At 53.5% G+C, this 24,327-nt stretch carries 22 protein-coding genes; 12 read left to right on the forward strand and 10 right to left on the reverse strand.

Going from position 1 to position 24,327, the window contains the following annotated elements:
• Nucleotides 1–35: 35 nt before the first annotated feature.
• The 3 genes from glyS to C2U41_RS21445 all read right to left on the reverse strand — a co-directional run bounded on the left by glyS (nucleotide 36) and on the right by C2U41_RS21445 (nucleotide 3,430).
• Complete coding sequence (gene glyS / locus C2U41_RS21435; protein ID WP_103848231.1) at nucleotides 36–2,105, reverse strand: glycine--tRNA ligase subunit beta; 2,070 nt, start codon at nucleotides 2,103–2,105, stop codon at nucleotides 36–38.
• Nucleotides 2,106–2,114: 9 nt separating this feature from the next.
• Nucleotides 2,115–3,026 (reverse strand): glycine--tRNA ligase subunit alpha, encoded by a 912-nt coding sequence (gene glyQ, locus C2U41_RS21440; protein ID WP_001168551.1) that lies wholly within the window; start codon nucleotides 3,024–3,026, stop codon nucleotides 2,115–2,117.
• 95 nt (nucleotides 3,027–3,121) lie between these two features.
• The gene (locus tag C2U41_RS21445; RefSeq protein WP_003024259.1) at nucleotides 3,122–3,430 is read right to left on the reverse strand and encodes a YsaB family lipoprotein; all 309 of its coding nucleotides are present in this window, start codon (nucleotides 3,428–3,430) and stop codon (nucleotides 3,122–3,124) included.
• Nucleotides 3,431–3,602: 172 nt separating this feature from the next.
• Between C2U41_RS21445 and C2U41_RS21450 the strand changes: the two genes are divergently transcribed.
• Nucleotides 3,603–4,598: an acyltransferase gene (locus C2U41_RS21450; RefSeq protein WP_048218932.1), complete on the forward strand. Its 996-nt coding sequence runs from the start codon at nucleotides 3,603–3,605 to the stop codon at nucleotides 4,596–4,598.
• Here the strand turns inward: C2U41_RS21450 and yiaB are convergent.
• The 3 genes from yiaB to xylA form a co-directional block, all read right to left on the reverse strand.
• On the reverse strand, nucleotides 4,595–4,921 hold the full coding sequence (gene yiaB, locus C2U41_RS21455; protein WP_103848230.1) for an inner membrane protein YiaB: 327 nt from the start codon (nucleotides 4,919–4,921) through the stop codon (nucleotides 4,595–4,597). The genes C2U41_RS21450 and yiaB overlap by 4 nt on opposite strands.
• A gap of 194 nt (nucleotides 4,922–5,115) precedes the next feature.
• Nucleotides 5,116–6,570, reverse strand: a complete 1,455-nt coding sequence (gene xylB / locus C2U41_RS21460; RefSeq protein WP_103848229.1) for a xylulokinase — start codon at nucleotides 6,568–6,570, stop codon at nucleotides 5,116–5,118.
• 71 nt (nucleotides 6,571–6,641) lie between these two features.
• Complete coding sequence (gene xylA / locus C2U41_RS21465; RefSeq protein WP_003024252.1) at nucleotides 6,642–7,964, reverse strand: xylose isomerase; 1,323 nt, start codon at nucleotides 7,962–7,964, stop codon at nucleotides 6,642–6,644.
• A 361-nt stretch (nucleotides 7,965–8,325) separates the two neighbouring features.
• On the opposite strand from xylA, the gene xylR reads away from it, so the two are divergent.
• The gene (gene xylR / locus C2U41_RS21470; RefSeq protein ID WP_044700406.1) at nucleotides 8,326–9,504 is read left to right on the forward strand and encodes a D-xylose utilization transcriptional activator XylR; all 1,179 of its coding nucleotides are present in this window, start codon (nucleotides 8,326–8,328) and stop codon (nucleotides 9,502–9,504) included.
• A gap of 44 nt (nucleotides 9,505–9,548) precedes the next feature.
• On the opposite strand, the gene C2U41_RS21475 is transcribed toward xylR, so the two are convergent.
• On the reverse strand, nucleotides 9,549–10,373 hold the full coding sequence (locus C2U41_RS21475) for a protein bax (protein ID WP_003024247.1): 825 nt from the start codon (nucleotides 10,371–10,373) through the stop codon (nucleotides 9,549–9,551).
• Nucleotides 10,374–10,689: 316 nt separating this feature from the next.
• On the opposite strand from C2U41_RS21475, the gene malS reads away from it, so the two are divergent.
• Nucleotides 10,690–12,720, forward strand: a complete 2,031-nt coding sequence (gene malS, locus C2U41_RS21480) for an alpha-amylase (protein ID WP_103848228.1) — start codon at nucleotides 10,690–10,692, stop codon at nucleotides 12,718–12,720.
• 176 nt (nucleotides 12,721–12,896) lie between these two features.
• Nucleotides 12,897–14,147 carry a valine--pyruvate transaminase gene (gene avtA / locus C2U41_RS21485; RefSeq protein WP_103848227.1) on the forward strand — a complete coding sequence of 417 codons (1,251 nt, stop codon included), beginning with the start codon at nucleotides 12,897–12,899 and terminating at the stop codon, nucleotides 14,145–14,147.
• Between the two features lie 34 nt (nucleotides 14,148–14,181).
• Here the strand turns inward: avtA and C2U41_RS21490 are convergent, their stop codons facing one another.
• Together C2U41_RS21490 and yiaJ are read right to left on the reverse strand one after the other, a co-directional pair.
• Nucleotides 14,182–14,655, reverse strand: coding sequence for a 4Fe-4S dicluster domain-containing protein (locus tag C2U41_RS21490; protein ID WP_032937199.1), 474 nt, complete (start codon nucleotides 14,653–14,655; stop codon nucleotides 14,182–14,184).
• A 118-nt stretch (nucleotides 14,656–14,773) separates the two neighbouring features.
• On the reverse strand, nucleotides 14,774–15,589 hold the full coding sequence (yiaJ, locus tag C2U41_RS21495) for an IclR family transcriptional regulator YiaJ (protein ID WP_103848226.1): 816 nt from the start codon (nucleotides 15,587–15,589) through the stop codon (nucleotides 14,774–14,776).
• Between the two features lie 217 nt (nucleotides 15,590–15,806).
• Between yiaJ and yiaK the strand changes: the two genes are divergently transcribed.
• From yiaK to araD, 8 genes are all read left to right on the forward strand, one after another.
• A complete protein-coding gene (gene yiaK, locus C2U41_RS21500; protein ID WP_103848225.1) occupies nucleotides 15,807–16,805 on the forward strand; it encodes a 3-dehydro-L-gulonate 2-dehydrogenase in 999 nt (332 codons plus the stop codon).
• 11 nt (nucleotides 16,806–16,816) lie between these two features.
• Complete coding sequence (locus tag C2U41_RS21505) at nucleotides 16,817–17,281, forward strand: YhcH/YjgK/YiaL family protein (RefSeq protein ID WP_016151153.1); 465 nt, start codon at nucleotides 16,817–16,819, stop codon at nucleotides 17,279–17,281.
• A 12-nt stretch (nucleotides 17,282–17,293) separates the two neighbouring features.
• Nucleotides 17,294–18,226, forward strand: a complete 933-nt coding sequence (locus C2U41_RS21510; protein ID WP_048233002.1) for a DUF4862 family protein — start codon at nucleotides 17,294–17,296, stop codon at nucleotides 18,224–18,226.
• Nucleotides 18,227–18,257: 31 nt separating this feature from the next.
• Entirely contained in the window at nucleotides 18,258–19,577 is a 1,320-nt protein-coding gene (locus C2U41_RS21515) for an MFS transporter (RefSeq protein ID WP_003837687.1), read from the forward strand.
• A gap of 97 nt (nucleotides 19,578–19,674) precedes the next feature.
• Nucleotides 19,675–21,177, forward strand: a complete 1,503-nt coding sequence (locus C2U41_RS21520) for an FGGY-family carbohydrate kinase (protein WP_049014528.1) — start codon at nucleotides 19,675–19,677, stop codon at nucleotides 21,175–21,177.
• A complete protein-coding gene (ulaD, locus tag C2U41_RS21525; RefSeq protein ID WP_103848269.1) occupies nucleotides 21,177–21,839 on the forward strand; it encodes a 3-keto-L-gulonate-6-phosphate decarboxylase UlaD in 663 nt (220 codons plus the stop codon). Before C2U41_RS21520 ends, ulaD begins: the two co-directional genes overlap by 1 nt.
• Nucleotides 21,832–22,692, forward strand: coding sequence for an L-ribulose-5-phosphate 3-epimerase (locus C2U41_RS21530; protein ID WP_003024218.1), 861 nt, complete (start codon nucleotides 21,832–21,834; stop codon nucleotides 22,690–22,692). Before ulaD ends, C2U41_RS21530 begins: the two co-directional genes overlap by 8 nt.
• Nucleotides 22,686–23,381, forward strand: a complete 696-nt coding sequence (gene araD, locus C2U41_RS21535) for an L-ribulose-5-phosphate 4-epimerase (RefSeq protein WP_003024215.1) — start codon at nucleotides 22,686–22,688, stop codon at nucleotides 23,379–23,381. Before C2U41_RS21530 ends, araD begins: the two co-directional genes overlap by 7 nt.
• Before the next feature lie 4 nt (nucleotides 23,382–23,385).
• Here araD and C2U41_RS21540 read toward each other — a convergent pair whose 3' ends face one another.
• Entirely contained in the window at nucleotides 23,386–24,201 is an 816-nt protein-coding gene (locus C2U41_RS21540) for a helix-turn-helix domain-containing protein (protein ID WP_003844563.1), read from the reverse strand.
• Between the last annotated feature and the right edge of the window lie 126 nt (nucleotides 24,202–24,327).

A 24,327-nucleotide genomic window follows, 5' to 3' on the forward strand; every position in this document is an offset into this window, starting at 1 on the left:
CGCCATCCGGCATTTTCTAAGTCAGCTCAGGACCGTTACTGCAGCAGCGAAATATCCGCCACGCGCAGGAACAGTTCGCGCAGTTTTTCGAGCATGGAGAGACGGTTGATACGCAGATCTTTATCTTCTACGTTGACCATCACTTTCTCGAAGAACGCATCAACTGGCTCACGCAGTTCCGCTAACTCAACCAGCGCTTCCTGGTAATGGCCAGCGGCGAAAACTGGCTCCAGCTTATCGCGCAGCACCACAACCTGCATCGCCAGCGCAATTTCTTCCGGCTCTTTCAGCGTTGCCGCATTCACACGGTCATTCAGCGTTTCTTCAGACTTCGCCAGGATGTTCGATACACGTTTGTTCGCGGCAGCCAGCGCGGACGCGGCCTCCAGTGTACGGAAGTGCGAAACCGCCTTCATACGTGCGTCGAAATCAGCCGGACGAGTCGGACGACGCGCCAGCACGGCCTGAATGGTATCGACGGTATAACCTTCGTCCTGATACCAGGCGCGGAAGCGACCAAGCATAAAGTCGATAACGTCATCCACCACGTTGGCGTTGGTCAGCTTGTCGCCATACAGACGAACAGCCTCTTCCGTCAGCGTTTGCAGATCCAGATTCAGGTTCTTCTCAACAATGATACGCAGCACGCCCAGCGCAGCACGACGCAGCGCAAACGGGTCTTTATCGCCTTTCGGATGCTGACCAATACCGAAGATACCCGCCAGGGTGTCCATCTTGTCAGCAATCGCCACGGCACAAGCCACCGGGTTAGACGGCAGGTCATCACCGGCAAAACGCGGCTGATACTGCTCGTTCAGCGCCACCGCGACATCTTCCGCTTCGCCATCGTGACGCGCGTAGTGCATTCCCATCACGCCCTGGGTGTCGGTGAACTCGAAGACCATGTTGGTCATCAGATCGCACTTGGACAGCAGGCCAGCACGCGTTGCGTGGTTAACGTCAGCGCCAATTTGACCAGCAATCCAGCCCGCCAGCGCCTGGATACGGTCAGTCTTGTCGCGCAGCGTACCCAGTTGCTGTTGGAACAGCACGGTTTGCAGACGCGGCAGATGGTCTTCAAGGCGTTTTTTACGGTCGGTATTGAAGAAGAACTCAGCATCCGCAAGACGCGGACGAACGACTTTCTCGTTACCGGAGATAATCTGGGTCGGATCTTTCGATTCGATGTTGGCAACGAAGATAAAGTTCGGCAGCAGTTTGCCGTCATTCGCGTATACCGGGAAGTACTTCTGGTCACCTTTCATGGTGTGTACCAGCGCTTCAGACGGAACAGCGAGGAATTTCTCTTCGAATTTAGCGGTAAGCACTACCGGCCATTCTACCAGCGAGGTGACTTCTTCCAGCAGGCTTTCGCTCAGGTCAGCGTTACCGCCAATCTTACGGGCCGCTTCTTCAGCATCGGCTTTGATTTTCGCTTTACGCTCAGCGTAATCCGCAATGACTTTGCCGTGCTCACGCAGGATTTCCGGATACTGATCGGCAGAATCGATAGTGAATTCCGGCTCGCCCATAAAGCGGTGTCCACGGATCACGCGATCGGACTGAATGCCCAGAATCGTTGCCGGAATAACTTTGTCGCCCAGCAGCAGAGTCACGGTGTGAACCGGACGCACGAAGTGAACGTCAGACGCGCCCCAGCGCATCAGTTTCGGGATCGGCAGCTTCGCCAGCGAAGTGGCAATCATGTTTGGCAGCAGCGTTTCAGCGCTTTCGCCTTTCACATGCGCGCGATACAGCAGCCATTCGCCTTTGTCGGTAGTCAGACGCTCAGCCTGATCAACCGTGATGCCGCAGCCACGTGCCCAACCTTCTGCCGCTTTGCTCGGTTTGCCTTCAGCGTCAAACGCCTGGGCAATGGCCGGACCACGTTTTTCAACTTCACGATCGGGTTGAGATTCCGCCAGATTCGCGACTTTCAGCGCCAGGCGACGCGGTGCAGCAAACCACTCAACGTTGCCGTGCGCGATGCCAGCGTTGTCCAGCTCCGCGGTAAAGTTTGCAGCAAAGGACTCAGCCAGGCTGCGCAGTGCTTTTGGTGGCAGCTCTTCAGTGCCGATTTCCACCAGAAAAGTTTTCTCAGACATGGCCGCCTCTTATTTGTCTTTGTTGCACATCGGGAAGCCAAGGGCTTCACGGGAAGCGTAGTAAGCTTCTGCCACTGCTTTGGTCAGGGTGCGAATGCGCAGGATATAGCGCTGACGCTCGGTGACGGAGATGGCTTTACGCGCATCCAGCAGGTTGAAGCTATGGGCGGCTTTCAGAATACGTTCATACGCAGGCAGCGGCAGCGGATTTTCCAGCGCCAGCAGCTGCTGCGCTTCTTTCTCGTACTGCTCGAAGCAGGTGAACAGGAAGTCCACGTCGGCGTATTCAAAGTTGTAGGTGGATTGCTCCACTTCGTTCTGATGGAACACGTCACCGTAAGTGGTTTTACCCAGCGGGCCGTCGCTCCAGACCAGGTCGTAAACGCTGTCTACGCCCTGAATGTACATGGCCAGACGTTCCAGACCGTAGGTAATTTCCCCGGTTACTGGTTTACATTCCAGACCACCAACCTGCTGGAAGTAGGTGAACTGAGTCACTTCCATGCCGTTCAGCCACACTTCCCAACCCAGACCCCAGGCACCCAGCGTCGGGTTTTCCCAGTTATCTTCCACGAAACGAATATCGTGAATGGTCGGGTCCATACCCAGCTCTTTCAGAGAACCCAGGTACAGCTCCTGAATGTTGTCCGGTGACGGCTTAATCACTACCTGGAACTGATAGTAGTGCTGTAAGCGGTTCGGGTTTTCGCCATAGCGGCCATCGGTCGGACGACGGGAAGGCTGCACATAAGCAGTCGCCATCGGTTCCGGCCCCAGCGCACGCAGGCAGGTCATTGGGTGAGATGTTCCCGCGCCGACTTCCATGTCCAATGGTTGAACAATGGTGCAGCCCTGGCGAGCCCAGTAATCCTGTAAGGTCAGGATCAAGCCCTGGAAGGTCCTGGTATCAAACTTTTGCATATTATTTCGTGCTGGATACGTGTGGATTTAAAGGAAGCGATCAGTATACCCGCTGGCTGCAAGATATACAGTACGAAACGGGAAAAAGGGGGAACTTAGCGCATGGAAAGGTGCAAAAACTGCCCGTCTGCATCAAAAGAACAGACAAAACTCTCTTTACGGAAGGTAGAACCACGCATCTCATAGCTGCCCTGGAATTGCTCCAGGCCGGAGATATCAATTTTCTGCGCGCCAGTGTTGTAGCGTTGCGCCGCCTCATTTTTGCACAATGACTCCATATCCAGCGAACGTGTGGCACTGACCTTAACCTTTTGCGCTTTCTGCGCGGGTGCAGACGGTTGTGTGTCAGCGCACGCTACCAGCAAAAGGGTAGCGATTGTGGGAAAGAAATACTTCATCATCATTTTATTACCACCTGGTTTGCTGGTCAGTCTTATTATTAGTGTCTGGAAACAGATCCTATTTTGAGAATCTCATCAGACCATCTCAAGCTTTAGCGTAAGAACTCGGATTATTCCAGTGAGCTACGTTCGCAAAATATCGGTCAGACTTTTTTTAATGGACACAGAGGAACTGATGCAGCCCAAAATTTTCTGGATTGATAACCTGCGCGGGATAGCCTGTTTAATGGTCGTGATGATCCACACCACGACCTGGTACATCACCAATGCGCAAAGCGTCAGCCCGTTGAATTGGGATCTGGCTAACGTGCTCAATTCAGCCTCTCGCGTCAGCGTCCCGCTGTTCTTTATGATTTCGGGTTATCTGTTTTTTGGCGAGCGTAGCGCCAAACCGCGCCATTTCCTGCGCATCACGCTCTGCATTCTGTTTTACAGCAGCGTGGCGCTGGCCTATATCCTGCTGTTTACCTCGATCAACGCTGAGCTGTCGCTGAAGAACCTGCTGCAAAAGCCGGTGTTCTATCATCTGTGGTTTTTCTTCGCGATCGCCGTCATCTACCTGGTTTCTCCGCTGATACAGGTGAAAAATATCAGCGGCAAGATGCTGCTGGCGTTGATGGTGGTGATAGGCGTGATTGCCAATCCCAATACCGTCTCGCAAAAAATTGGCGGTTTTGAATGGCTACCCATTAACCTGTACATCAGCGGCGACACCTTCTATTACATCCTGTACGGCATGCTGGGCCGGGCGATTGGCATGATGGATACGCAAAAGCGCGCGCTCAGCTGGCTCTGTGCGGCGTTATTCATTACCGCAGTATTTATTATTTCTCGTGGCACATTGCATGAACTGCGCTGGCGAGGTAATTTTGCCGACACCTGGTACCTCTACTGCGGCCCTGCGGTATTTATTTGCGCCGTCTCACTCCTGACGCTGGTCAAAAATACGCTCAGCACACGTACTCTGCCGCTACTGGGCCTTATTTCTCGCCATTCATTGGGCATTTATGGTTTTCATGCGCTGATCATTCACGCGCTGCGCACCAATGGCATCGAACTCAAGAACTGGCCGCCGCTCGATATGCTGTGGATTTTCAGCGCCACGCTGGCGGGAAGCCTGCTGCTATCCATGCTGCTGCAACGCATCGATACGCGCAGGCTGGTGAGTTAATCCCCCGTATTTTGCAGGCGCAGCAATAAAGCTTGCCCCAGTAAACATACGATGAATGCCATCGGGTAAAGCCCCTTTTCAAGGGGCGATAATGGGGCGTTCCAGACGCCCACCAGCAGCAACCCTACCGTGATGAGTGTGACCATTTGACATACAGAGGTTAAGCGCTCGTCGCTCTGATCGAGATTTTCAGCACGCTGATAAACATATGTCACAAACATTCCCGTCATCAGCACGCCGAAAAAATAGCCTTTGCCACTCAATAACGGGCATGCCCGCCAAAAACCAATAACGTAAATCAGTGCGCCAGAGAGGAATAACATCTATAGCAACAGCCTTGTCGTCTTCATTGGGATCTCCTTATCCATCATGGATACAATATGAATAACCCGCTAAAGACAACACAGAAAAATGGCACTACGCCGGACTTTCAGAATAAATCCATGCGTACTAACTATTTATTGGATTGAAATATACATTTGATAAATCCCCTCTGTTTACCAGAGGGGAACGAGGATCAGGACATCAGCGGTTGCAACTGCTGGTAGATTCGGCGGAAGGTTTCCCGACGATGTTGGTAAAGCGCGTGGCGCCCGGCGTCAGGATAATGCGCTTGTTCCAGCGTAAGCTGAGGCAGAAGGTCTGATAAAGGCCGCTGCGGATTCATGGCAATTTGCGCCAGTCGCGCCGCACCAAGTGCAGGGCCGACATCACCGCCGGTACGATAATCCAGCTGCAATCCGCTGATGTCAGATAGCATCTGACGCCAGTATTCACTGCGCGCCCCGCCGCCAATCAACGTAATGCTGGCGGGCTGCACGCCGCAGGCATGTACCACGTCCATACCGTCAGCCAGCGCAAACCCCACACCTTCCAGCACCGCCTGCGCCAGTTCTGCCGGACCATGCTGATGCGTCAGACCGAAAAATACGCCCTTGGCCTGCGGATTGTTATGCGGCGTACGTTCACCGGAAAGATAAGGTAAAAACCAGACCGGCTCCGCGTGTTCATCGGCCTGCTGCGCAGCGTCAATCAATGCAGGAACGCTCGCCAGTCCGGTTAATTTTGCCGCCCAGTCCAGACACGATGCCGCACTTAACATCACAGACATCAGATGCCATCGCTCAGGCAAAGCATGGCAAAAACTGTGAACCGCACTTTCCGGTTTGCTAAGGAAACCATCACTCACCGCAAAATAGACACCGGATGTCCCCAGCGAAAGCATCGCCTGACCGGCATTCATCATGCCTACGCCAACCGCTCCCGCCGCGTTATCACCACCTCCGGCAACAACCGCAATCTCCTGCATTCCCCAGGCTTTAGCGACGTCTGGCAACAAGGTTCCGGTAATCTCGCTGCCTTCATAGAGCGCAGGCATATGTGCGCGAGTCAGTTTACAGGCAGCCAGCATGACATCGCTCCAGTCACGCTTCGCGACATCCAGCCACATTGTCCCTGCCGCATCAGACATATCGCTGGCAAAATCACCGGTCATGCGCAAACGCAGGTAATCTTTCGGCAGCAGAACTTTATCAATCTGGTTGAAAATCTCCGGCTCGTGGCGTTGCACCCACAGCAGTTTTGGCGCGGTAAAGCCAGGCATCATCAGGTTGCCGGTGATCGCACGAGACTGCGGAACCTGATTCTCCAGCATCACGCACTCTTCACCACAGCGACCATCGTTCCACAGAATAGCCGGACGCAATACCTTCTGTTGCTCATCCAGTAGCGTCGCGCCGTGCATCTGTCCGGCAATCCCCAGCGCTTTCACCTCGCGAAGCGAATGCTGCTGGCCCAATGCTTTCACAGCCCGATCCGTTGCCGACCACCACTGCTCAGGGTCTTGTTCAGACCATAACGGATGCGGGCGCGAGACGGTGAGTTTCTCCGTGTGCGAAGCGACCACATCCCCCTGCTCGTTGAGCAGGATGGCCTTTACGCCTGATGTGCCAAGATCTATCCCGATATACATAAGGCATCGTTCCTTAAAGAAAGGCCCGGTAGCGCGAGCTGACCGGGCTTACGGACGTTCTCAGAACCCCGTTATTTGTCGAACAAATAATGGTTCACCAGATTTTCCAGCAATTCCTGATGACCGCTCTGGTGCACCGGCGCCAGGTTATGTTGTTCAGCGTACTGCGCAATTTCCGTCAGCGTCATCTGCCCTTTCAGAATTTGCTGGCCCAGCTCACCATTCCAACCGGCATAACGTTTTGCCACGCGCTGATCCAGACCACCGTCTTCAATCATACGGGCCGCAATTTTCAACGACAGTGCCATGGTATCCATCGCGCCAATATGACCATAGAACAGATCATATTTATCGGTACTCTGACGACGCACTTTGGCATCGAAGTTCAGGCCACCGGTGGTGAAACCGCCCGCTTTCAGGATTTCGTACATCACCAGCGCGTTCTCTTCTACGCTGTTCGGGAACTGATCAGTGTCCCAGCCCAGTTGCGCGTCACCACGGTTGGCATCGACAGAGCCAAACAGACCCAGCGCGATAGCGGTGGCGATTTCGTGATGGAACGAGTGGCCCGCCAGCGTGGCATGGTTAGCTTCGATATTCAGTTTGATCTCTTTTTCCAGACCGAACTGCTTGAGGAAGCCGTAGACGGTCGCCGCATCGTAGTCGTACTGGTGCTTGGTCGGTTCCTGCGGTTTCGGCTCGATAAGCAAAGTGCCCTGGAAACCGGTTTTGTGTTTGTGTTCCACCACCAGTTGCATGAAGCGACCAATTTGCTCACGTTCCTGACGCAGATCGGTATTCAGCAGCGTCTCATAGCCTTCACGACCACCCCACAGAACGTAGTTTTCACCGCCTAACTTGTGCGTGGCATCCATGGCCGTAACCACCTGCGTGGCGGCCCAGCTGAACACTTCTGGATCCGGGTTTGTTGCCGCACCCGCGCCGTAGCGTGGGTTGGTAAAGCAGTTTGCTGTTCCCCACAGCAGCTTCACGCCGCTCTGTTCCTGTTTTGCTGCCAGCACATCAACCATCTGCGCAAAGTTGTTTTTGTACTCTTTCAGTGAAGCCCCTTCAGGCGAGACATCCACATCATGGAAGCAGTAGTAAGGCACGTTCAGCTTGTGGAAGAACTCAAATGCCACGTCCGCTTTGCGTTTCGCCAGCGCCAGTGCTTCACCAGGCTGCTGCCACGGACGATCGAAAGCGCCCATACCGAACATATCCGCACCGTTCCAGCAGAAGGTATGCCAGTAGCAGGCAGCAAAACGCAGATGATCTTCCATACGTTTGCCCAACACGATTTCGTCAGGATTGTAATGGCGAAATGCGAGCGGGTTGGTGGATTGAGTACCTTCAAAACGAACACGATCGAGTTGGTCAAAATAAGCCGGCATAATAAGCTCCATAATCAGGTAATACGGTAAGTAAACTGCGATATGGCTATACTGGAATTTCCTGATTTATTGCTCAATTACGTTATTTCACACCGCTATTAAGAGAATACCCAAACGTGCGCTGGCTCCCAAAAAAACACGCTGAAAAACGAAATAAAAAAGCGATCGCGATCGAAGGTTAGCCATTAAACAAAAAACCGTAATGCGCAGATGAAAAATGACAATTGTCATCCCGCTGACAGTATGTAAATTTTGCCTGGCCTCAGGCAATCAGGAAATTTGTCACGCTTCATCAAGCAGTCGTACCGGCGGTTTTGCTAGTATCGACAGGCCCACGTTAACCTTTCCAGGACAGGTTCTTATGTTTGATAAACGTCACCGCATCACTCTGTTATTCAATGCCAATAAAGCCTATGACCGTCAGGTGGTAGAAGGAGTGGGTGAATATTTACAGGCATCGCAATCCGAGTGGGATATATTCATTGAGGAAGATTTCCGCGCCCGTATCGATAATATTAAAGACTGGCTAGGCGATGGCGTTATTGCCGATTATGACGATGATGACATTGCGCAATTACTTGCCGATGTCGATGTTCCGATCATCGGCGTTGGGGGTTCCTACCATCGGGAGCAAGATTATCCCCCGGTACATTACATTGCTACCGACAACCACGCGCTGGTAGAAAGCGCTTTTCTGCATCTGAAAGAGAAAGGGGTTAACCGTTTTGCGTTTTACGGCCTGCCTTCCTCAAGCGGTAAACGCTGGGCCGCAGAACGTGAATATGCCTTTTGCCAGTTGGTGGCTAAAGAAAAGTACCGAGGCGTAGTCTACCAGGGGCTGGAAACTGCGCCGGAAAACTGGCAGCACGCGCAAAATCGTCTGGCAGACTGGCTACAAACGTTGCCGCCGCAAACCGGCATTATCGCGGTCACCGACGCGCGGGCACGACACGTCCTGCAGGTCTGCGAGCACCTACATATCCCGGTACCGGAAAAGCTATGCGTGATAGGAATAGATAACGAAGAACTGACCCGTTACTTATCACGGGTAGCGCTGTCATCCGTGGCTCAGGGAGCCCGGCAGATGGGCTACCAGGCCGCAAAACTTCTGCACCGCTTGCTGGCGAATGAGGCGCTGCCGCTGCAACGCATTCTGGTTCCTCCGGTGCGCGTGGTTGAGCGGCGCTCAACCGATTACCGCTCCTTGACCGATCCTGCCGTCATTCAGGCGATGCACTTTATCCGCAATCATGCCTGCAAAGGGATTAAGGTTGAGCAAGTTCTTGATTCAGTAGGGATTTCACGTTCAAATCTGGAGAAGCGTTTTAAAGAAGAGGTCGGAGAGACTATCCACGCCGTGATTCATGCCGAAAAGCTGGAAAAAGCGCGCAGTCTGTTGATTTCTACCACGCTTTCAATCAACGAAATTTCACAGATGTGCGGCTATCCGTCTCTGCAGTATTTCTATTCGGTCTTCAAGAAAGAGTACGACACGACGCCAAAAGAGTATCGCGAGGTGAACAGCGAAGTGTTGCTGTGAGGATTATTGCCGGATACGGCGAAGCCGCCATCCGGCACACAGAATTACATATGCGCGGCGATTAAACGCTGGTTATCCTGATACATTGCGAACAGATAGTTGTTGTAGCTCTGTCCTTTAGTGGAATAACCCTTCAGCTTATGGATCATCGCGGTAGCGGTGACTTCCTGATCGGCTTTACGCAGCTGCGCACGTGATTTACGGAAAGAAGAGTAAGCCGGGTGCGTGTTCAGGTTGATGACGTAAGCATTCACCGACTCTTTCACCGATTCAAACTGTGAGTAGCCTTTCACCTTACCAGGGGCATTGTTACAACGACCTTTGCCACATTTCATGCCAAACAGGTTGTTGTTGCTACGCGCCAGCTTCGACGTACCCCAGCCGCTTTCGGCCGCAGCCATGGTTGCCACCATACTGGTCGGGATAATGTCTACGCGCTCAAGCAGCGTATTCCACGGAATTTTACGCGTGTTGCCAGACCAGCTCACCTTGTAGCGCTTCGCGATGTCTTTCATACGCGTACGCTCAGTCGGTGACCAGCGGTTCTGGTACTGTTTTGAAATCAGCCAGTTACGGTCCGCAGTAATGGCAGCATTTTGACTGGTAATATAAGGCATAACCGTCCGGAGAAACGCTTTTTTCCTTGGTGTTCCGGAAGGGTATTTTCGCAAATCAGGAAGTGAACTACTCTTTGCACTATTGCGAGAATACTCTTGTTTACTGCTAACCTGTTTATTACTTGCCTTGGTTATCTGGGGCTTGTGACTCGTTGTCGCCGTGTGTGTCTTTGCCAGCACCTCACCCGAAAATGCAACGGTGAGTAACATAAGAATCATTGCCCCATATCGTCGAATGGGAGTCAATATCATTAGGTCTCCTGGTCGGATTTATACATTCCAACACCTTATATTTTTCACAAAAATGAGAGATGAATCTCAAATCATATCAAAAATAGCCGTCAAGAGCACCCAAAGGAATAGTCCAATTCTGAAACTATGTCACGCATTAACAGTTCAGGGTGCCATTAATTCGAAGAAAATGTGGAGGTTATCGCAAAATTAGTTCATTTTTTGAACGCGATCGCTCACCCTCACTTCTCCTCCTGGCGGAATCGACTCAAAGGATGAGTTTCCAGCCTGATTTCACTGGCAAACTGGCGAAAACAGCAGCACCAAGGACAGCATTATGAAACTTGCCGCCGTTGCGCTGGCGCTCATACCCGGCATTGCCATCGCCTCATCATGGACTTCTCAGGGACTCCCCAACTTCGAAGCGGAAGGTACGGGTAAATTCGTCAGCCATGCAGCGTTGACGAAGGGTACTCGTCCTTTAATCCTGAATTTTGACCAACAGTGCTGGCAGCCTGCTGATGCGATAAAACTCAACCAGATGCTATCGCTAAAACCGTGTGAAGGCGCGCCGCCGCAGTGGCGTTTATTCAAAGACGGCGATTACACGCTGGAAGTCGATACCCGCTCCGGAACGCCAACGTTGATGCTCTCGGTAAAAAGCGCCGCAGACCCTGTCACGACCCAGATTCGCCAGTGCCCGAAATGGGATGGTTCGCCGTTAACACTGGATGTGAGCCAGACCTTTCCGGAAGGTGCCGTGGTGCGCGATTACTACAGCAAACAAACGGCAACGGTAAAGAATGGGTCGATTACCCTACAGCCTGCCGCAGCCAGTAACGGGCTGTTGCTGCTGGAACGGGCAGAAACCGATGCCCCGGCTGCTTTCGACTGGCATAACGCTACGGTGTATTTCGTTCTGACGGATCGCTTTGTAAATGGTGACCCAGGCAACGACCACAGCTACGGACGTCGCAACGACGGCATGCAGGAAATTGGCACTTTCCACGGTGGCGATTTGCGCGGACTCACCAGTAAACTCGACTACCTGCAACAGTTGGGCGTCAACGCCTTGTGGATCAGCGCACCGTTTGAGCAAATTCACGGTTGGGTCGGCGGCGGCACCAAAGGCGATTTCCCCCACTACGCTTATCACGGCTATTACACTCAGGACTGGACCACGCTCGATGCGAATATGGGTAATGAAGCTGACCTGCGTGCCCTGGTTGACGGTGCGCACCAGCGCGGCATTCGTATCCTGTTCGATGTCGTCATGAATCATACCGGCTACGCCACGCTGGCGGATATGCAGGAGTATCAGTTTGGAGCGCTGTACTTGTCGGGCGATGAACTGAAAAACACGCTCGGTGAACGCTGGACGGACTGGAAGCCAGCCGCCGGGCAAAGCTGGCACAGCTTTAATGATTACATCAACTTCAGCGATAAAGCAGGTTGGGAAAAATGGTGGGGGAAAAACTGGATCCGTACCGATATTGGCGATTACGACAATCCTGGCTTTGACGACCTGACCATGTCACTGGCCTTCCTGCCCGATCTGAAAACCGAATCCACCACACCTTCCGGGCTGCCAAACTTTTATCAGCACAAACCAGATACGCACGCTAAAGCTATTGCCGGTTACACGCCCCGCGATTATCTGACGCACTGGCTCAGCCAGTGGGTGCGTGATTACGGGATTGACGGCTTTCGGGTTGATACCGCCAAACACGTCGAGCTTCCCGCCTGGCAGCAATTAAAAACACAGGCCAGCGCAGCGCTGGCTGAATGGAAGAAAGCCAACCCGGATAAAGCGCTGGATGATAAACCTTTCTGGATGACCGGCGAGGCCTGGGGTCACGGCGTAATGCAAAGCGACTATTACCCACACGGCTTTGATGCGATGATCAATTTCGACTATCAGGAGCAGGCGGCAAAGGCCGTCGATTGTCTGGCAAATATGGATGTCACCTGGCAACAAATGGCTGAAAAACTGCAGGATTTCAACGTCCTGAGCTATCTCTCCTCACACGATACGCGTCTGTTTCGCGAAGGTGGAGACAAAGCCGCCGAGCTATTGCTGCTGGCGCCTGGCGCGGTACAACTCTTTTACGGCGACGAGTCGGCCCGACCCTTTGGACCAACAGGTTCAGACCCATTGCAGGGCACGCGCTCAGAAATGAACTGGCAGGATGTGAGCGGGAAATCTGCTGCCAGCGTCGCACACTGGCAGCGCATCAGTCAGTTCCGAGCCAGACATCCCGCCATCGGCGCCGGTAAACAGACTACGCTTACCCTGAAGCAGGGATACGGATTTATCCGCGAGCATGACGACGATAAGGTGATGGTGGTGTGGGCCGGCCAGCCCTGATCCCAACAGGCTTCCCGCTGTGCATACGGCGGGAAACCCAACACAAAATAAAAAACCAGCCAGGCAAACATCTGCAGCACAAAACATCAATCCGGTCCGCTTCCCCTGATTTGCACCCTGCCATGGGTAGCGCTATGGTTAGCCACTTTACTACTCAGTTCGACAGACCCCCTGCTATGACATTCTCACTTTTTGGCGACAAATTTACCCGCCATTCAGGCATCACCCGCCTGATGGAGGACCTCAACGACGGTTTACGCACCCCAGGCGCCATCATGCTCGGCGGTGGTAATCCGGCGCAAATTCCAGAGATGCAAAATTACTTCCAGTCTCTGCTAACAGATATGCTGGCAAACGGCAAAGCCACTGATGCGCTTTGCAATTATGACGGTCCGCAAGGGAAAACCGAGCTCCTGTCTGAGCTGGCGAAACTGCTACGTGAGAAGCAGGGTTGGGATATCGAGCCACAAAATATTGCACTGACAAATGGCAGTCAGAGCGCGTTTTTCTACTTATTCAATCTGTTCGCCGGACGCCGCGCTGACGGAACAACGCAAAAAGTGTTATTCCCATTAGCCCCGGAATACATTGGCTATGCCGATTCCGGGCTAGAAGAAGATCTTTTCGTATCCGCACGTCCGAACATCGAACTGTTACCGGAAGGCCAGTTTAAGTATCACGTTGATTTTGAACACCTGCACATCGGTGAAGAGACGGGGATGATCTGCGTGTCACGCCCGACTAACCCGACAGGCAATGTGATCACAGACGACGAGCTGATGAAGCTGGACCGGCTGGCCAACCAGCATGGGATCCCGCTGGTGATTGATAACGCCTATGGCGTACCATTCCCTGGCATCATCTTTAGCGAAGCGCGTCCGCTGTGGAACCCCAACATTGTGCTGTGCATGAGCCTTTCCAAACTGGGTCTGCCAGGTTCCCGCTGCGGCATCATTATCGCCAATGAAAAAATCATCACTGCGATTACCAATATGAACGGCATCATCAGCCTTGCCCCTGGCGGGATGGGACCGGCGATGATGTGCGAGATGATTAAACGTAACGATCTACTGCGCCTGTCCGAAACGGTAATTAAACCGTTTTACTATCAGCGCGTTCAGGAGGCGATTGCGATTATTCGCCGCTACTTGTCAGAAGATCGCTGCCTTATCCATAAACCAGAGGGCGCGATTTTTCTTTGGCTGTGGTTCAAAGATTTGCCCATCACGACTGAACTGCTGTATCAGCGCCTGAAAGCGCGTGGAGTGCTGATGGTTCCCGGTGACTACTTCTTCCCGGGGCTGGATAAACCCTGGCCGCATACCCATCAGTGCATGCGGATGAACTACGTGCCAGAACCAGAGAAAATCGAAGCTGGTGTGAAGATTCTGGCTGAAGAGATCGAACGCGCCTGGCTGGAAGGCTAACGCAAACCCGACCCAAGTGCGGGTCGGGCTCACTTCACAGCGGTTGTGAACGCAGACGCTGTCGCTGAATACTGACGGCATCAATACACTGCAACGCGCTGGTCGGGCAGGCTTCTACACACGCTGGCCCCGTCTCACGATGCCAGCACAAATCGCATTTTATCGCCTGCACCCGCGACGAACGGGCAACGACATTCATTGCCCCAAACGGGCAGGCCAGCATACAGCTTTTACAACCAATACAACGTGTCTGTTCAACGAAGATATGCCCATGTTCACGACGAATGGCGTGCGTTGGGCAAACATTCGCACAGGGAGCGTCTTCGCATTGATGGCAGGCGACTGCCGTTGTAAAGGCGTCATCTTTGATTACCCGAATCCGCGGTATAAACGCAGAAGAAGAGACTGACGCACAGTCCTGGTTTTGCTGGTGCGCGACGACGCAGGCAACTTCGCAGGTACGACACCCAATACATTCCGCCGCATCCGCCATAATAAACCCGTTCATTGCCTTCTCCGTCGCCGTTAAAAACCACAGAGTGCCAGAGAGGTCGCCCTTGTCGCTTTGATCGGACAGGGGAAACGGTTAAATTTTGTCAGGTGCCTGAATAACTATGGATCTCTGCCTAATCGCGAACGGTAAAACCCAGCTCATTTGAAATCGCCTGCGCGGTTTCCCGTAGTGGCTTGAGTAGATTTTTTTCCCCTATCTGCTTAAGTCGCGAGGTAGAGAGTGAAATTGACACCGCGTACGGCACCCGACCATGAATATCAAACACCGGCACGGCAATACAGGAAACGCCCAGTTCGTTCTCTTCCCGATCCATCGCCATACTGCTTTCGCGGATCTGCGCCAATTCGTCGTACATCGCCGGTAAACCGGTAATGGTATTGCGGGTCAGGGGCTGAATAAGATCCTGATGGCTCTCCCAGTAGGCTTCCACATAATCCGCATGCCCAAACGCCATGTAGATTTTACCCATCGCCGAGCAATACAGCGGCATATGTTGGCCGATATAAGCGCGGGTACGCAGCATGCCCGTCGTCGGTTCCAGCTTATAAATCAGAATCGCGTGGTCATCTTCACGGCTTGAGAAGTTGATGGTTTCACCGGTGGCGATATTCAGCGCTTCGAGGTGCGGCGCAGCAACATGGATGATGTTCAGTGACGACAACACCTTCTGACCCACGGCAATAAATTTGGTGGTCAGGCGATAACTCCCTGCCGCTGGCGCGGGGGTGACATACCCACAGGATTGCAGCCCTTGCAGCAGTCGATGCACAGTACTTTTGTTCAGCCCTGCCAGTTCAGACAAATGCGCCAACGGGCACCCATTCGGATAGTTACTCAGAATCTCAATCAACATCAAACCACGGAACAGGCTCTGACTTCCGGCTGGCCTCTCTTTGTCTTGCGTCATTTCACTCTCTTTTGTGCCCATCGCTTCCGCTCCCCTTTTCGTCGCGCTCTGATGGTAGCGCAAAGTGTGTTTCAGTTCACGATCTGAACCGAAAAAACACAACTATTTGATTTTGATGATTTTAAAAAATAGACCACCCCGTTGATCTGTCAAAATTTGATCGCTATATTTGAAATCAGATTTCGCATAGTGAAATTTAGAGATAAAAAAGCGATCAAATTTAAACAAGGAAACAGGAATGAAAGTCACTTTTGAGCAGTTGAAAGATGCGTTCAATCGGGTACTGCTGGCACGCGGTATCGCCGTTGAAACCGCCGATGCCTGTGCCGAAATGTTTGCGCGCACCACCGAGTCCGGCGTGTATTCACACGGCGTGAATCGTTTTCCTCGTTTTATTCAGCAATTAGATAACGGCGACATCATTCCTGAGGCCAAACCGCAACGCATTACTAGCCTGGGAGCGATTGAACAATGGGATGCCCAGCGTTCGATCGGAAATCTGACGGCGAAAAAGATGATGGACAGAGCCATTGAGCTGGCCTCCGATCACGGTATTGGCCTGGTCGCACTGCGTAACGCCAACCACTGGATGCGCGGCGGCAGCCATGGCTGGCAGGCGGCGGAGAAAGGTTACATCGGTATCTGCTGGACTAACTCGATTGCCGTCATGCCGCCGTGGGGTTCGAAAGAGTGCCGCATTGGTACTAACCCGTTGATCGTCGCGATCCCCTCATCGCCAATCACCATGGTTGATATGTCGATGTCGATGTTCTCCTACGGCATGCTGGAAGTGAATCGCCTGGCCGGTCGCGAACTGCCGGTAGATGGTGGTTTTGATGATGAAGGCAATCTCACTAAAGAGCCGGGCGTTATCGAAAAAAACCGCCGTATTTTGCCAATGGGTTACTGGAAAGGTTCAGGTCTGTCGATTGTGCTGGATATGATCGCCACCCTGCTTTCAGACGGTTCTTCCGTGGCCGAGGTCACCCAGGACAACAGCGATGAATATGGCGTTTCACAGATTTTCATCGCCATTGAAGTGGATAAGCTTATCGACGGCGCCACCCGCGACGCCAAACTGCAGCGCATTATGGATTTCATCACCTCCGCCGAACGCGCCGATGAAAACACACCTGTCCGCCTGCCGGGCCACGAGTTTACAAAGCTGCTGGAAGAAAACCGCCGCAACGGTATCACCGTTGATGACAGCGTCTGGGCCAAAATTCAGGCGTTGTAAGGAGTCAGTGTATGATCTTTGGACATATCGCTCAGCCTAACCCATGTCGTTTACCCGCGGCGATTGAAAGGGCACTCGACTTTCTGCGCAGCACAGACTTCCGCAATCTGGAACCGGGCGTGGTAGAAATCGACGGTAAAAATATCTTCGCGCAGGTTATCGATTTAACCACGCGTGACGTTGCCGAAAATCGCCCGGAGGTGCATCGCCGCTACCTGGATATTCAATTTCTGGCCTGGGGCGAAGAGAAAATCGGGATCGCGATTGATACCGGGAATAACCAAATCAGCGAATCGTTATTAGAACAGCGCGATATTATTTTTTATCACGCCAGCGAACATGAATCTTTCATTGAAATGATTCCGGGAAGCTACGCCATATTTTTCCCGCAGGATGTTCACCGTCCTGCATGTCATAAAACTGTCGCCACGGCGATCCGCAAAATAGTTGTGAAGGTTGCTATTTCAGTTTTATAAAAGGAGCACAACATGAGCGTTAATAATGCCGGTTATATTATCGGTGCGTACCCCTGTGCACCCTCATTTCACCAAAAGAGTGAAGAGGAAGAGAAGGAATTCTGGCGACAGCTCGCCGATACTCCGGATATTCGCGGTCTGGAGCAGCCCTGCCTTGAACATCTTCACCCGTTAGGCGACGAATGGTTATTACGTCATACGCCGGGCGACTGGCAAATCGTGGTCACCGCCATTATGGAAACCATGCGCCGTCGCGGCGCAAACAGCGCTTTTGGGCTGGCCTCCAGCGACGAAGAACAGCGTAAAGCCTGCGTGGCGTATTACCGTCATCTGCAGCAGAAAATAAACCATATCAATACGGCACACGCCGGAAAAGTGATTGCGCTGGAACTGCATGCCGCCCCCAATGCCAGCAACCCAAATGTTGCACAGGCCACCGACGCGTTTGCCCGTTCGCTGAAAGAGATTACCTCCTGGGACTGGTCCTGCGATCTGGTGCTGGAACATTGCGATGCCATGACCGGCATTGCGCCGCGCAAAGGCTTTCTGCCGTTAGACAATGTGCTGGAGGTCATTGCCGGGTATGACATCAGCGTGTGCATTAACTGGGCGCGATCGACCATTGAAGGGCAGAATCCCGCCCTGGCGCTGGCCCACACGCAGCAGGCCAAACGGGCTGGAAAACTGGGCGCGCTGATGTTCTCCGGTACCACGCTTGCGGGGGAATACGGCGAGTGGCAGGACTTACACGCGCCGTTTGCCCCATTCTGCCCACAAAGCCTGATGACCACCGACCATGCCCGCGAATTATTCGCCTGCGCAGAAGCCGAACCACTGCAATTTGCCGGTATTAAATTGCTGGAAATAAACGCCAATGCAGATGTGAACCATCGCGTAGCAATATTGCGCGACGGTATCGCCGCATTAAATAAAGCAAAACTATAAAAATAAAATACTACTCTACGAGAATATTAATATGAACATGACCTCTCGCCCTACACTCAAAGATATACCCCGTCAGCGCTGGCTGCGGATTATTCCACCTATTCTCATCGCCTGTATTATTTCTTATATGGACCGCGTCAATATCGCTTTCGCGATGCCGGGCGGAATGGATGAGGAATTAGGTATTTCCGCCACCATGGCAGGACTGGCTGGCGGTATTTTCTTTATCGGTTATCTGTTTTTACAGGTTCCCGGCGGAAAAATTGCCGTTCACGGCAGCGGCAAGAAATTTATCGGCTGGTCGCTGGTTGCCTGGGCGGTTATTTCCGTCCTCACGGGGTTAATCACTAATCAGTACCAACTGCTGGTTCTGCGCTTTTTACTCGGCGTTGCCGAAGGCGGCATGCTGCCGGTGGTGCTGACGATGATCAGTAACTGGTTCCCCGACGCCGAGCGTGGTCGCGCCAATGCGATTGTGATTATGTTTGTGCCGATTGCCGGGATCATTACCGCTCCGCTCTCGGGCTGGATTATCACCGTTCTCGACTGGCGCTGGCTGTTCATCATTGAAGGTTTGCTTTCCGTCGTTGTACTGGTGTTGTGGGCCTATACCGTTTACGACCGTCCGCAGGAGGCGCGCTGGATCTCTGAGGCCGAGAAAAATTACCTGGTCGAAACGCTGGCCGCCGAGCAAAAAGCCATTGCTGGAACGGAAGTCAAAAATGCCTCTCTGGGCGCGGTGCTTTCCGATAAAACCATGTGGCAGCTCATCGCGCTGAACTTCTTCTATCAGACCGGGATTTACGGTTACACCCTGTGGCTGCCGACCATCCTCAAAGAGTTGACGCACAGCAGCATGGGACAGGTCGGTATGCTCGCCATTCTGCCGTACGTCGGGGCCATTGCCGGGATGTTCCTGTTCTCTTCTCTCTCTGACCGCACCGGTAAACGTAAGCTGTTCGTCTGCCTGCCGTTGATTGGCTTTGCCCTGTGCATGTTCCTTTCCGTGGCGCTGAAAAATAACGTCTGGCTGGCTTATGCCGCGCTGGTCGGCTGCGGCTTCTTCCTGCAATCGGCAGCGGGCGTGTTCTGGACCATTCCGGCGCGTTTGTTCAGTGCGGAAATGGCCGGTGGCGCGCGTGGAGTCATCAACGCGCTGGGCAACCTCGGCGGCTTCTGCGGTCCTTATGCGGTCGGCGTACTCATCACCCTGTATAGCAAAGATGCGGGGGTTTACTGCCTGGCTATCTCACTGGCTCTGGCCGCGCTGATGGCGCTGCTGCTGCCAGCCAAATGCGACGCCGGTGCCGCTCCGCTAAAGACACTGAATCCACATAAACGTACAGCGTAAAACAATGCCCGGTGGCGCTTCGCTTACCGGGCCTACAGGTAGCAACCGTCCCAGGCCGGATAAGCGCAGCGCCATCCGGCAAAAATGAGATAACAAGATGAGTGAGAAAGAGACCTTCTGGCTGGGTATTGATTGTGGCGGTACGTATCTGAAAGCCGGGTTGTATGACGCCAAAGGTCATGAACATGGCATTAACCGGCAATCGTTGCAGACCGCATCGCCATTGCCCGGTTACGCCGAACGCGATATGCACCAGTTGTGGCAACAGTGTGTAGCCACGATCGCCGGGCTGTTAGCGCGCACCGGCGTCTGCGGCGATCAAATCAAAGGCGTCGGTATTTCCGCTCAGGGCAAAGGCCTGTTCCTTCTCGATAAGCAGGATAAACCGCTGGGCAATGCCATCCTCTCTTCCGACCGCCGGGCGATGGATATCGTTCAGCGCTGGCAGCAGGATGGGATCCCTGAGCAGCTCTACCCGGTCACCCGCCAGACATTGTGGACCGGGCATCCGGCATCATTGCTGCGCTGGGTGAAAGAGAATCAACCTCACCGTTACGCGCAAATTGGCTGCGTCATGATGGGCCATGACTATCTGCGCTGGTGCTTAACCGGCGTCAAAGGCTGTGAAGAGAGCAATATCTCCGAGTCGAACCTCTACAACATGACTTCGGGTCAGTACGACTCGCGCCTGACCCAGTGGCTGGGCATCAGTGAGATCGACAATGCGCTACCACCGATTGTCGGTTCAGCAGAAATATGCGGGGAAATCACCGCTCAGACAGCCGCCATAACCGGTCTGGCGGCGGGCACGCCCGTCGTCGGCGGACTGTTTGATGTGGTTTCCACCGCACTCTGCGCCGGTATCGAAGATGAATACACCCTCAACGCGGTGATGGGTACTTGGGCCGTCACCAGCGGGATCGCTCACGGTCTGCGCGACCACGAGGCCCATCCCTATGTTTATGGGCGCTATGTCAACGACGGGCAGTACATCGTTCACGAAGCCAGCCCGACCTCTTCCGGCAATCTGGAATGGTTTACCGCCCAGTGGGGCGAACTCTCTTTTGCTGAGATCAATCAGGCCGTCGCCAGCTTACCGAAAGCCGGTAGCGAGCTTTTCTTCCTGCCCTTTTTGTACGGCAGCAACGCCGGGCTGGAGATGACCAGCGGCTTTTATGGCATGCAGGCAATACACACTCGCGCCCACTTATTACAGGCCATCTACGAAGGCGTGGTTTTTAGCCACATGACCCACCTCAACCGCATGCGCGAACGTTTTACGAAGGCGCATACCCTGCGCGTCACCGGCGGTCCGGCGCACTCCGACATCTGGATGCAAATGCTGGCAGACGTCAGCGGTTTACGTATCGAATTGCCGCAGATTGAAGAGACCGGTTGCTTTGGCGCTGCGCTCGCCGCCCGCGTCGGCACCGGCGTTTATTCCAACTTCAGCGACGCCCAGCGCAGCCAACAGCACCCGGTACGCACGCTATTGCCGGACGCCGCCGCGCAGGCGAGCTACCAGCGTAAATACCGCCAATACCTGGATTTAATTACCGCACTACAGGGCTACCACGCCCGCATTAAGGAGCACGAATGATGAGTCGACCATTACTGCAACTGGCGCTCGACCACACCAGCCTTGAAGCCGCACAACGCGACGTCGCGCTGCTACAAGAGAACGTCGATATCGTTGAAGCGGGGACGATTCTCTGCTTAACCGAAGGGCTGAGCGCCGTGAAAGCACTGCGTGCCCAGTGCCCGAATAAAATCATCGTCGCCGACTGGAAAGTGGCCGATGCGGGCGAAACCCTCGCGCAGCAAGCCTTTGGAGCAGGTGCCAACTGGATGACCATCATCTGTGCTGCGCCGCTGGCGACGGTAGAGAAAGGTCATGGCGTCGCGCAGTCCTGCGGCGGCGAAATTCAGATGGAGCTGTTCGGTAACTGGACGCTGGATGATGCCCGCGACTGGTATCGCGTTGGCGTTCGCCAGGCGATTTACCATCGTGGCCGCGATGCTCAGGCCAGCGGACAACAGTGGGGAGAAGCAGACCTGGCGCGCATGAAGGCGCTTTCTGATATTGGTCTGGAACTGTCGATTACCGGTGGGATCACGCCCGCCGATCTGCCGTTGTTTCGCGAAATTAACGTCAAAGCTTTTATTGCCGGGCGCGCGCTGGCGGGAGCGCAAAACCCAGCGCAGGTTGCTGGCGAATTCCATGCGCAAATCGACGCCATCTGGGGAACACTGCATGCGTAATCATCCATTAGGTATCTATGAAAAAGCGCTGGCGAAAGACCTCTCCTGGCCGGAACGGCTGGTGCTGGCAAAAAGCTGCGGTTTTGATTTCGTCGAGATGTCGGTGGATGAAACCGATGAACGTCTGTCGCGTCTCGACTGGAGTCCGGCTCAGCGCGCATCGCTGGTGAGCGCGATGCTGGAAACCGGCGTAGCGATCCCGTCAATGTGCTTGTCCGCCCACCGTCGTTTTCCCTTTGGCAGCCGCGATGAAGCCGTGCGTGAGCGGGCGCGAGAAATAATGAGCAAAGCCATTCGTCTGGCGCGCGACCTGGGTATTCGCACCATTCAGTTAGCCGGTTACGACGTCTATTACGAAGAACATGACGCAGGAACGCAGCAGCGCTTTGCCGAAGGACTGGCATGGGCAGTCGAGCAAGCCGCCGCCGCGCAGGTGATGCTGGCGGTAGAAATCATGGATACCGCGTTTATGAACTCGATCAGCAAGTGGAAAAAGTGGGATGAAATGCTGTCATCGCCGTGGTTCACCGTTTATCCGGACGTGGGCAACCTCAGCGCATGGGGGAATGACGTCACTGCCGAATTGACGCTGGGCATTGACCGCATCGCTGCTATCCATCTGAAAGACACGCTGCCGGTAACCGAAACTCACCCGGGCCAGTTTCGCGATGTGCCGTTTGGCGAAGGGTGCGTGGACTTTGTTGGCATCTTCAAAACGCTTCATCAGCTGAACTATCGCGGGTCGTTTCTGATTGAAATGTGGACTGAAAAAGCGAAAGAGCCGGTACTGGAAATTATCCAGGCACGGCGCTGGATAGAAGCACGCATGCAGGAAGGAGGATTTCCATGTTAGAACAACTGAAAGCCGAGGTGCTGGCGGCAAACCTGGCGCTCCCGGCTCATGGCTTAGTCACCTTTACCTGGGGCAACGTCAGCGCAGTGGATGAAACACGTAAACTGATGGTGATTAAGCCATCCGGCGTGGAATATGAGGTGATGACCGCCGACGACATGGTGGTAGTGGATATTGCCAGCGGCAACGTAGTGGAAGGCAACAAAAAACCGTCGTCCGACACGCCAACCCATCTGGCGCTGTATCGTCGTTATCCACAGATCGGCGGGATCGTCCATACCCATTCTCGCCACGCGACGATCTGGTCGCAGGCGGGTCTGGATCTCCCGGCATGGGGCACCACGCATGCCGATTATTTCTATGGTTCTATTCCGTGTACGCGTCTGATGACCGCTGAAGAGATCAACGGCGAATATGAATATCAAACCGGAGAGGTGATCATTCAGACCTTCGAGCAGCGCGATCTCAATCCGCTGCAGGTTCCGGCGGTCTTGGTGCACTCCCACGGACCGTTCGCCTGGGGTAAAGACGCCGCAGACGCGGTGCATAACGCGGTGGTGCTCGAAGAGTGCGCCTACATGGGGTTGTTCTCTCGCCAGTTAGCCCCGCAGTTGCCGGATATGCAGTCTGAGTTGCTGGATAAACATTATCTGCGCAAACACGGGGCGAATGCGTATTACGGACAATAACGGGTCAGGCGCTATTGATATGTTCTTTGCAATAGCGCCGTTTCCACGCCGCGGGCGTCAGGCTGGTGTGCTTGTGGAATATTTTGCGAAAATAACCCACATCATTAAATCCACATTTCATCGCCACCTCGGTTAGCGACAGCGAATCGCTGATTAACAGTTTTTCTGCCGCCCTTACCCGCTGACGGTGCAACGCTTCGGTTAGCGTCAGCCGGAAAGCGCCACGGAAAACGCGCCCCAGATAATCCGCATTGCAATGCAGCTCTTTCGCCAACGTTGAGGCGGAAATCGGCAGGTGGAACCGGGTGTGAATGATTTGCTGCGCTTTCCAGGCCAACGCATTCCCGGGGCTGTCGACAGGTTGCTCGCTGGCGGCTGCGGATATTTGCTGCAAAATCAGCAGCAGGATCAGTTCCAGCGCCATGCTGCGATGAATATTTTCCTGCTCGCGTAAGAACTGGCGAAACAGCGAAATAATATATTGGGGCTCGCCCACCCGGGTATGTTGAGGGATAGCAAGTAACGGTTCCGTTATTGATGCGTCGTTTTCTGCCGTCACCTCAAAATGTAGCCAGTAAAATTTCAAATCAGCCGGAAATTGCCCAACGCCAATATGCAAGCGCTGCGGCCACAGCAGCAAACTTTCTCCGGCATTCACGCAAAAAACTGTCTGGCCTTCGCGAATCGTTAATGTCCCTTTTTCAACAAAGATAATTTCCCAGGATTGCAATCGTCGCGCAGGATGACTGCCCACGCCCCGGGAAATAAATAGCCCACCATTTTGCACTTTAATCGGAAGAGACATGGATAATTCGAGCATATATATTCAAATTCCCGCTTTCTACATTATTTAAACCGATCTTTATCATTGATTATTCACGATAAACCTGCTTTCCGCCGGATCGAAATCACATTTTTATAATGAAGTCGGAATTGTCATCTTTTT

Source organism: Citrobacter freundii complex sp. CFNIH4 (assembly GCF_002934505.1).
Classification (GTDB): domain Bacteria; phylum Pseudomonadota; class Gammaproteobacteria; order Enterobacterales; family Enterobacteriaceae; genus Citrobacter; species Citrobacter freundii.

Coding starts and splice junctions, on each gene's coding strand:
- C2U41_RS21475 (WP_003024247.1), bottom strand. CDS start 10,373: ATGATATTGACTCCCATTCGACGATATGGGGCAATGATTCTTATGTTA.
- xylR (WP_044700406.1), top strand. CDS start 8,326: ATGTTTGATAAACGTCACCGCATCACTCTGTTATTCAATGCCAATAAA.
- C2U41_RS21510 (WP_048233002.1), top strand. CDS start 17,294: ATGAGCGTTAATAATGCCGGTTATATTATCGGTGCGTACCCCTGTGCA.
- C2U41_RS21520 (WP_049014528.1), top strand. CDS start 19,675: ATGAGTGAGAAAGAGACCTTCTGGCTGGGTATTGATTGTGGCGGTACG.
- avtA (WP_103848227.1), top strand. CDS start 12,897: ATGACATTCTCACTTTTTGGCGACAAATTTACCCGCCATTCAGGCATC.
- yiaB (WP_103848230.1), bottom strand. CDS start 4,921: ATGTTATTCCTCTCTGGCGCACTGATTTACGTTATTGGTTTTTGGCGG.
- glyQ (WP_001168551.1), bottom strand. CDS start 3,026: ATGCAAAAGTTTGATACCAGGACCTTCCAGGGCTTGATCCTGACCTTA.
- C2U41_RS21530 (WP_003024218.1), top strand. CDS start 21,832: ATGCGTAATCATCCATTAGGTATCTATGAAAAAGCGCTGGCGAAAGAC.
- C2U41_RS21490 (WP_032937199.1), bottom strand. CDS start 14,655: ATGAACGGGTTTATTATGGCGGATGCGGCGGAATGTATTGGGTGTCGT.
- araD (WP_003024215.1), top strand. CDS start 22,686: ATGTTAGAACAACTGAAAGCCGAGGTGCTGGCGGCAAACCTGGCGCTC.
- yiaJ (WP_103848226.1), bottom strand. CDS start 15,589: ATGGGCACAAAAGAGAGTGAAATGACGCAAGACAAAGAGAGGCCAGCC.
- C2U41_RS21505 (WP_016151153.1), top strand. CDS start 16,817: ATGATCTTTGGACATATCGCTCAGCCTAACCCATGTCGTTTACCCGCG.
- yiaK (WP_103848225.1), top strand. CDS start 15,807: ATGAAAGTCACTTTTGAGCAGTTGAAAGATGCGTTCAATCGGGTACTG.
- C2U41_RS21445 (WP_003024259.1), bottom strand. CDS start 3,430: ATGATGATGAAGTATTTCTTTCCCACAATCGCTACCCTTTTGCTGGTA.
- xylA (WP_003024252.1), bottom strand. CDS start 7,964: ATGCCGGCTTATTTTGACCAACTCGATCGTGTTCGTTTTGAAGGTACT.
- xylB (WP_103848229.1), bottom strand. CDS start 6,570: ATGTATATCGGGATAGATCTTGGCACATCAGGCGTAAAGGCCATCCTG.
- C2U41_RS21450 (WP_048218932.1), top strand. CDS start 3,603: ATGCAGCCCAAAATTTTCTGGATTGATAACCTGCGCGGGATAGCCTGT.
- glyS (WP_103848231.1), bottom strand. CDS start 2,105: ATGTCTGAGAAAACTTTTCTGGTGGAAATCGGCACTGAAGAGCTGCCA.
- C2U41_RS21540 (WP_003844563.1), bottom strand. CDS start 24,201: ATGCTCGAATTATCCATGTCTCTTCCGATTAAAGTGCAAAATGGTGGG.
- malS (WP_103848228.1), top strand. CDS start 10,690: ATGAAACTTGCCGCCGTTGCGCTGGCGCTCATACCCGGCATTGCCATC.
- ulaD (WP_103848269.1), top strand. CDS start 21,177: ATGAGTCGACCATTACTGCAACTGGCGCTCGACCACACCAGCCTTGAA.
- C2U41_RS21515 (WP_003837687.1), top strand. CDS start 18,258: ATGAACATGACCTCTCGCCCTACACTCAAAGATATACCCCGTCAGCGC.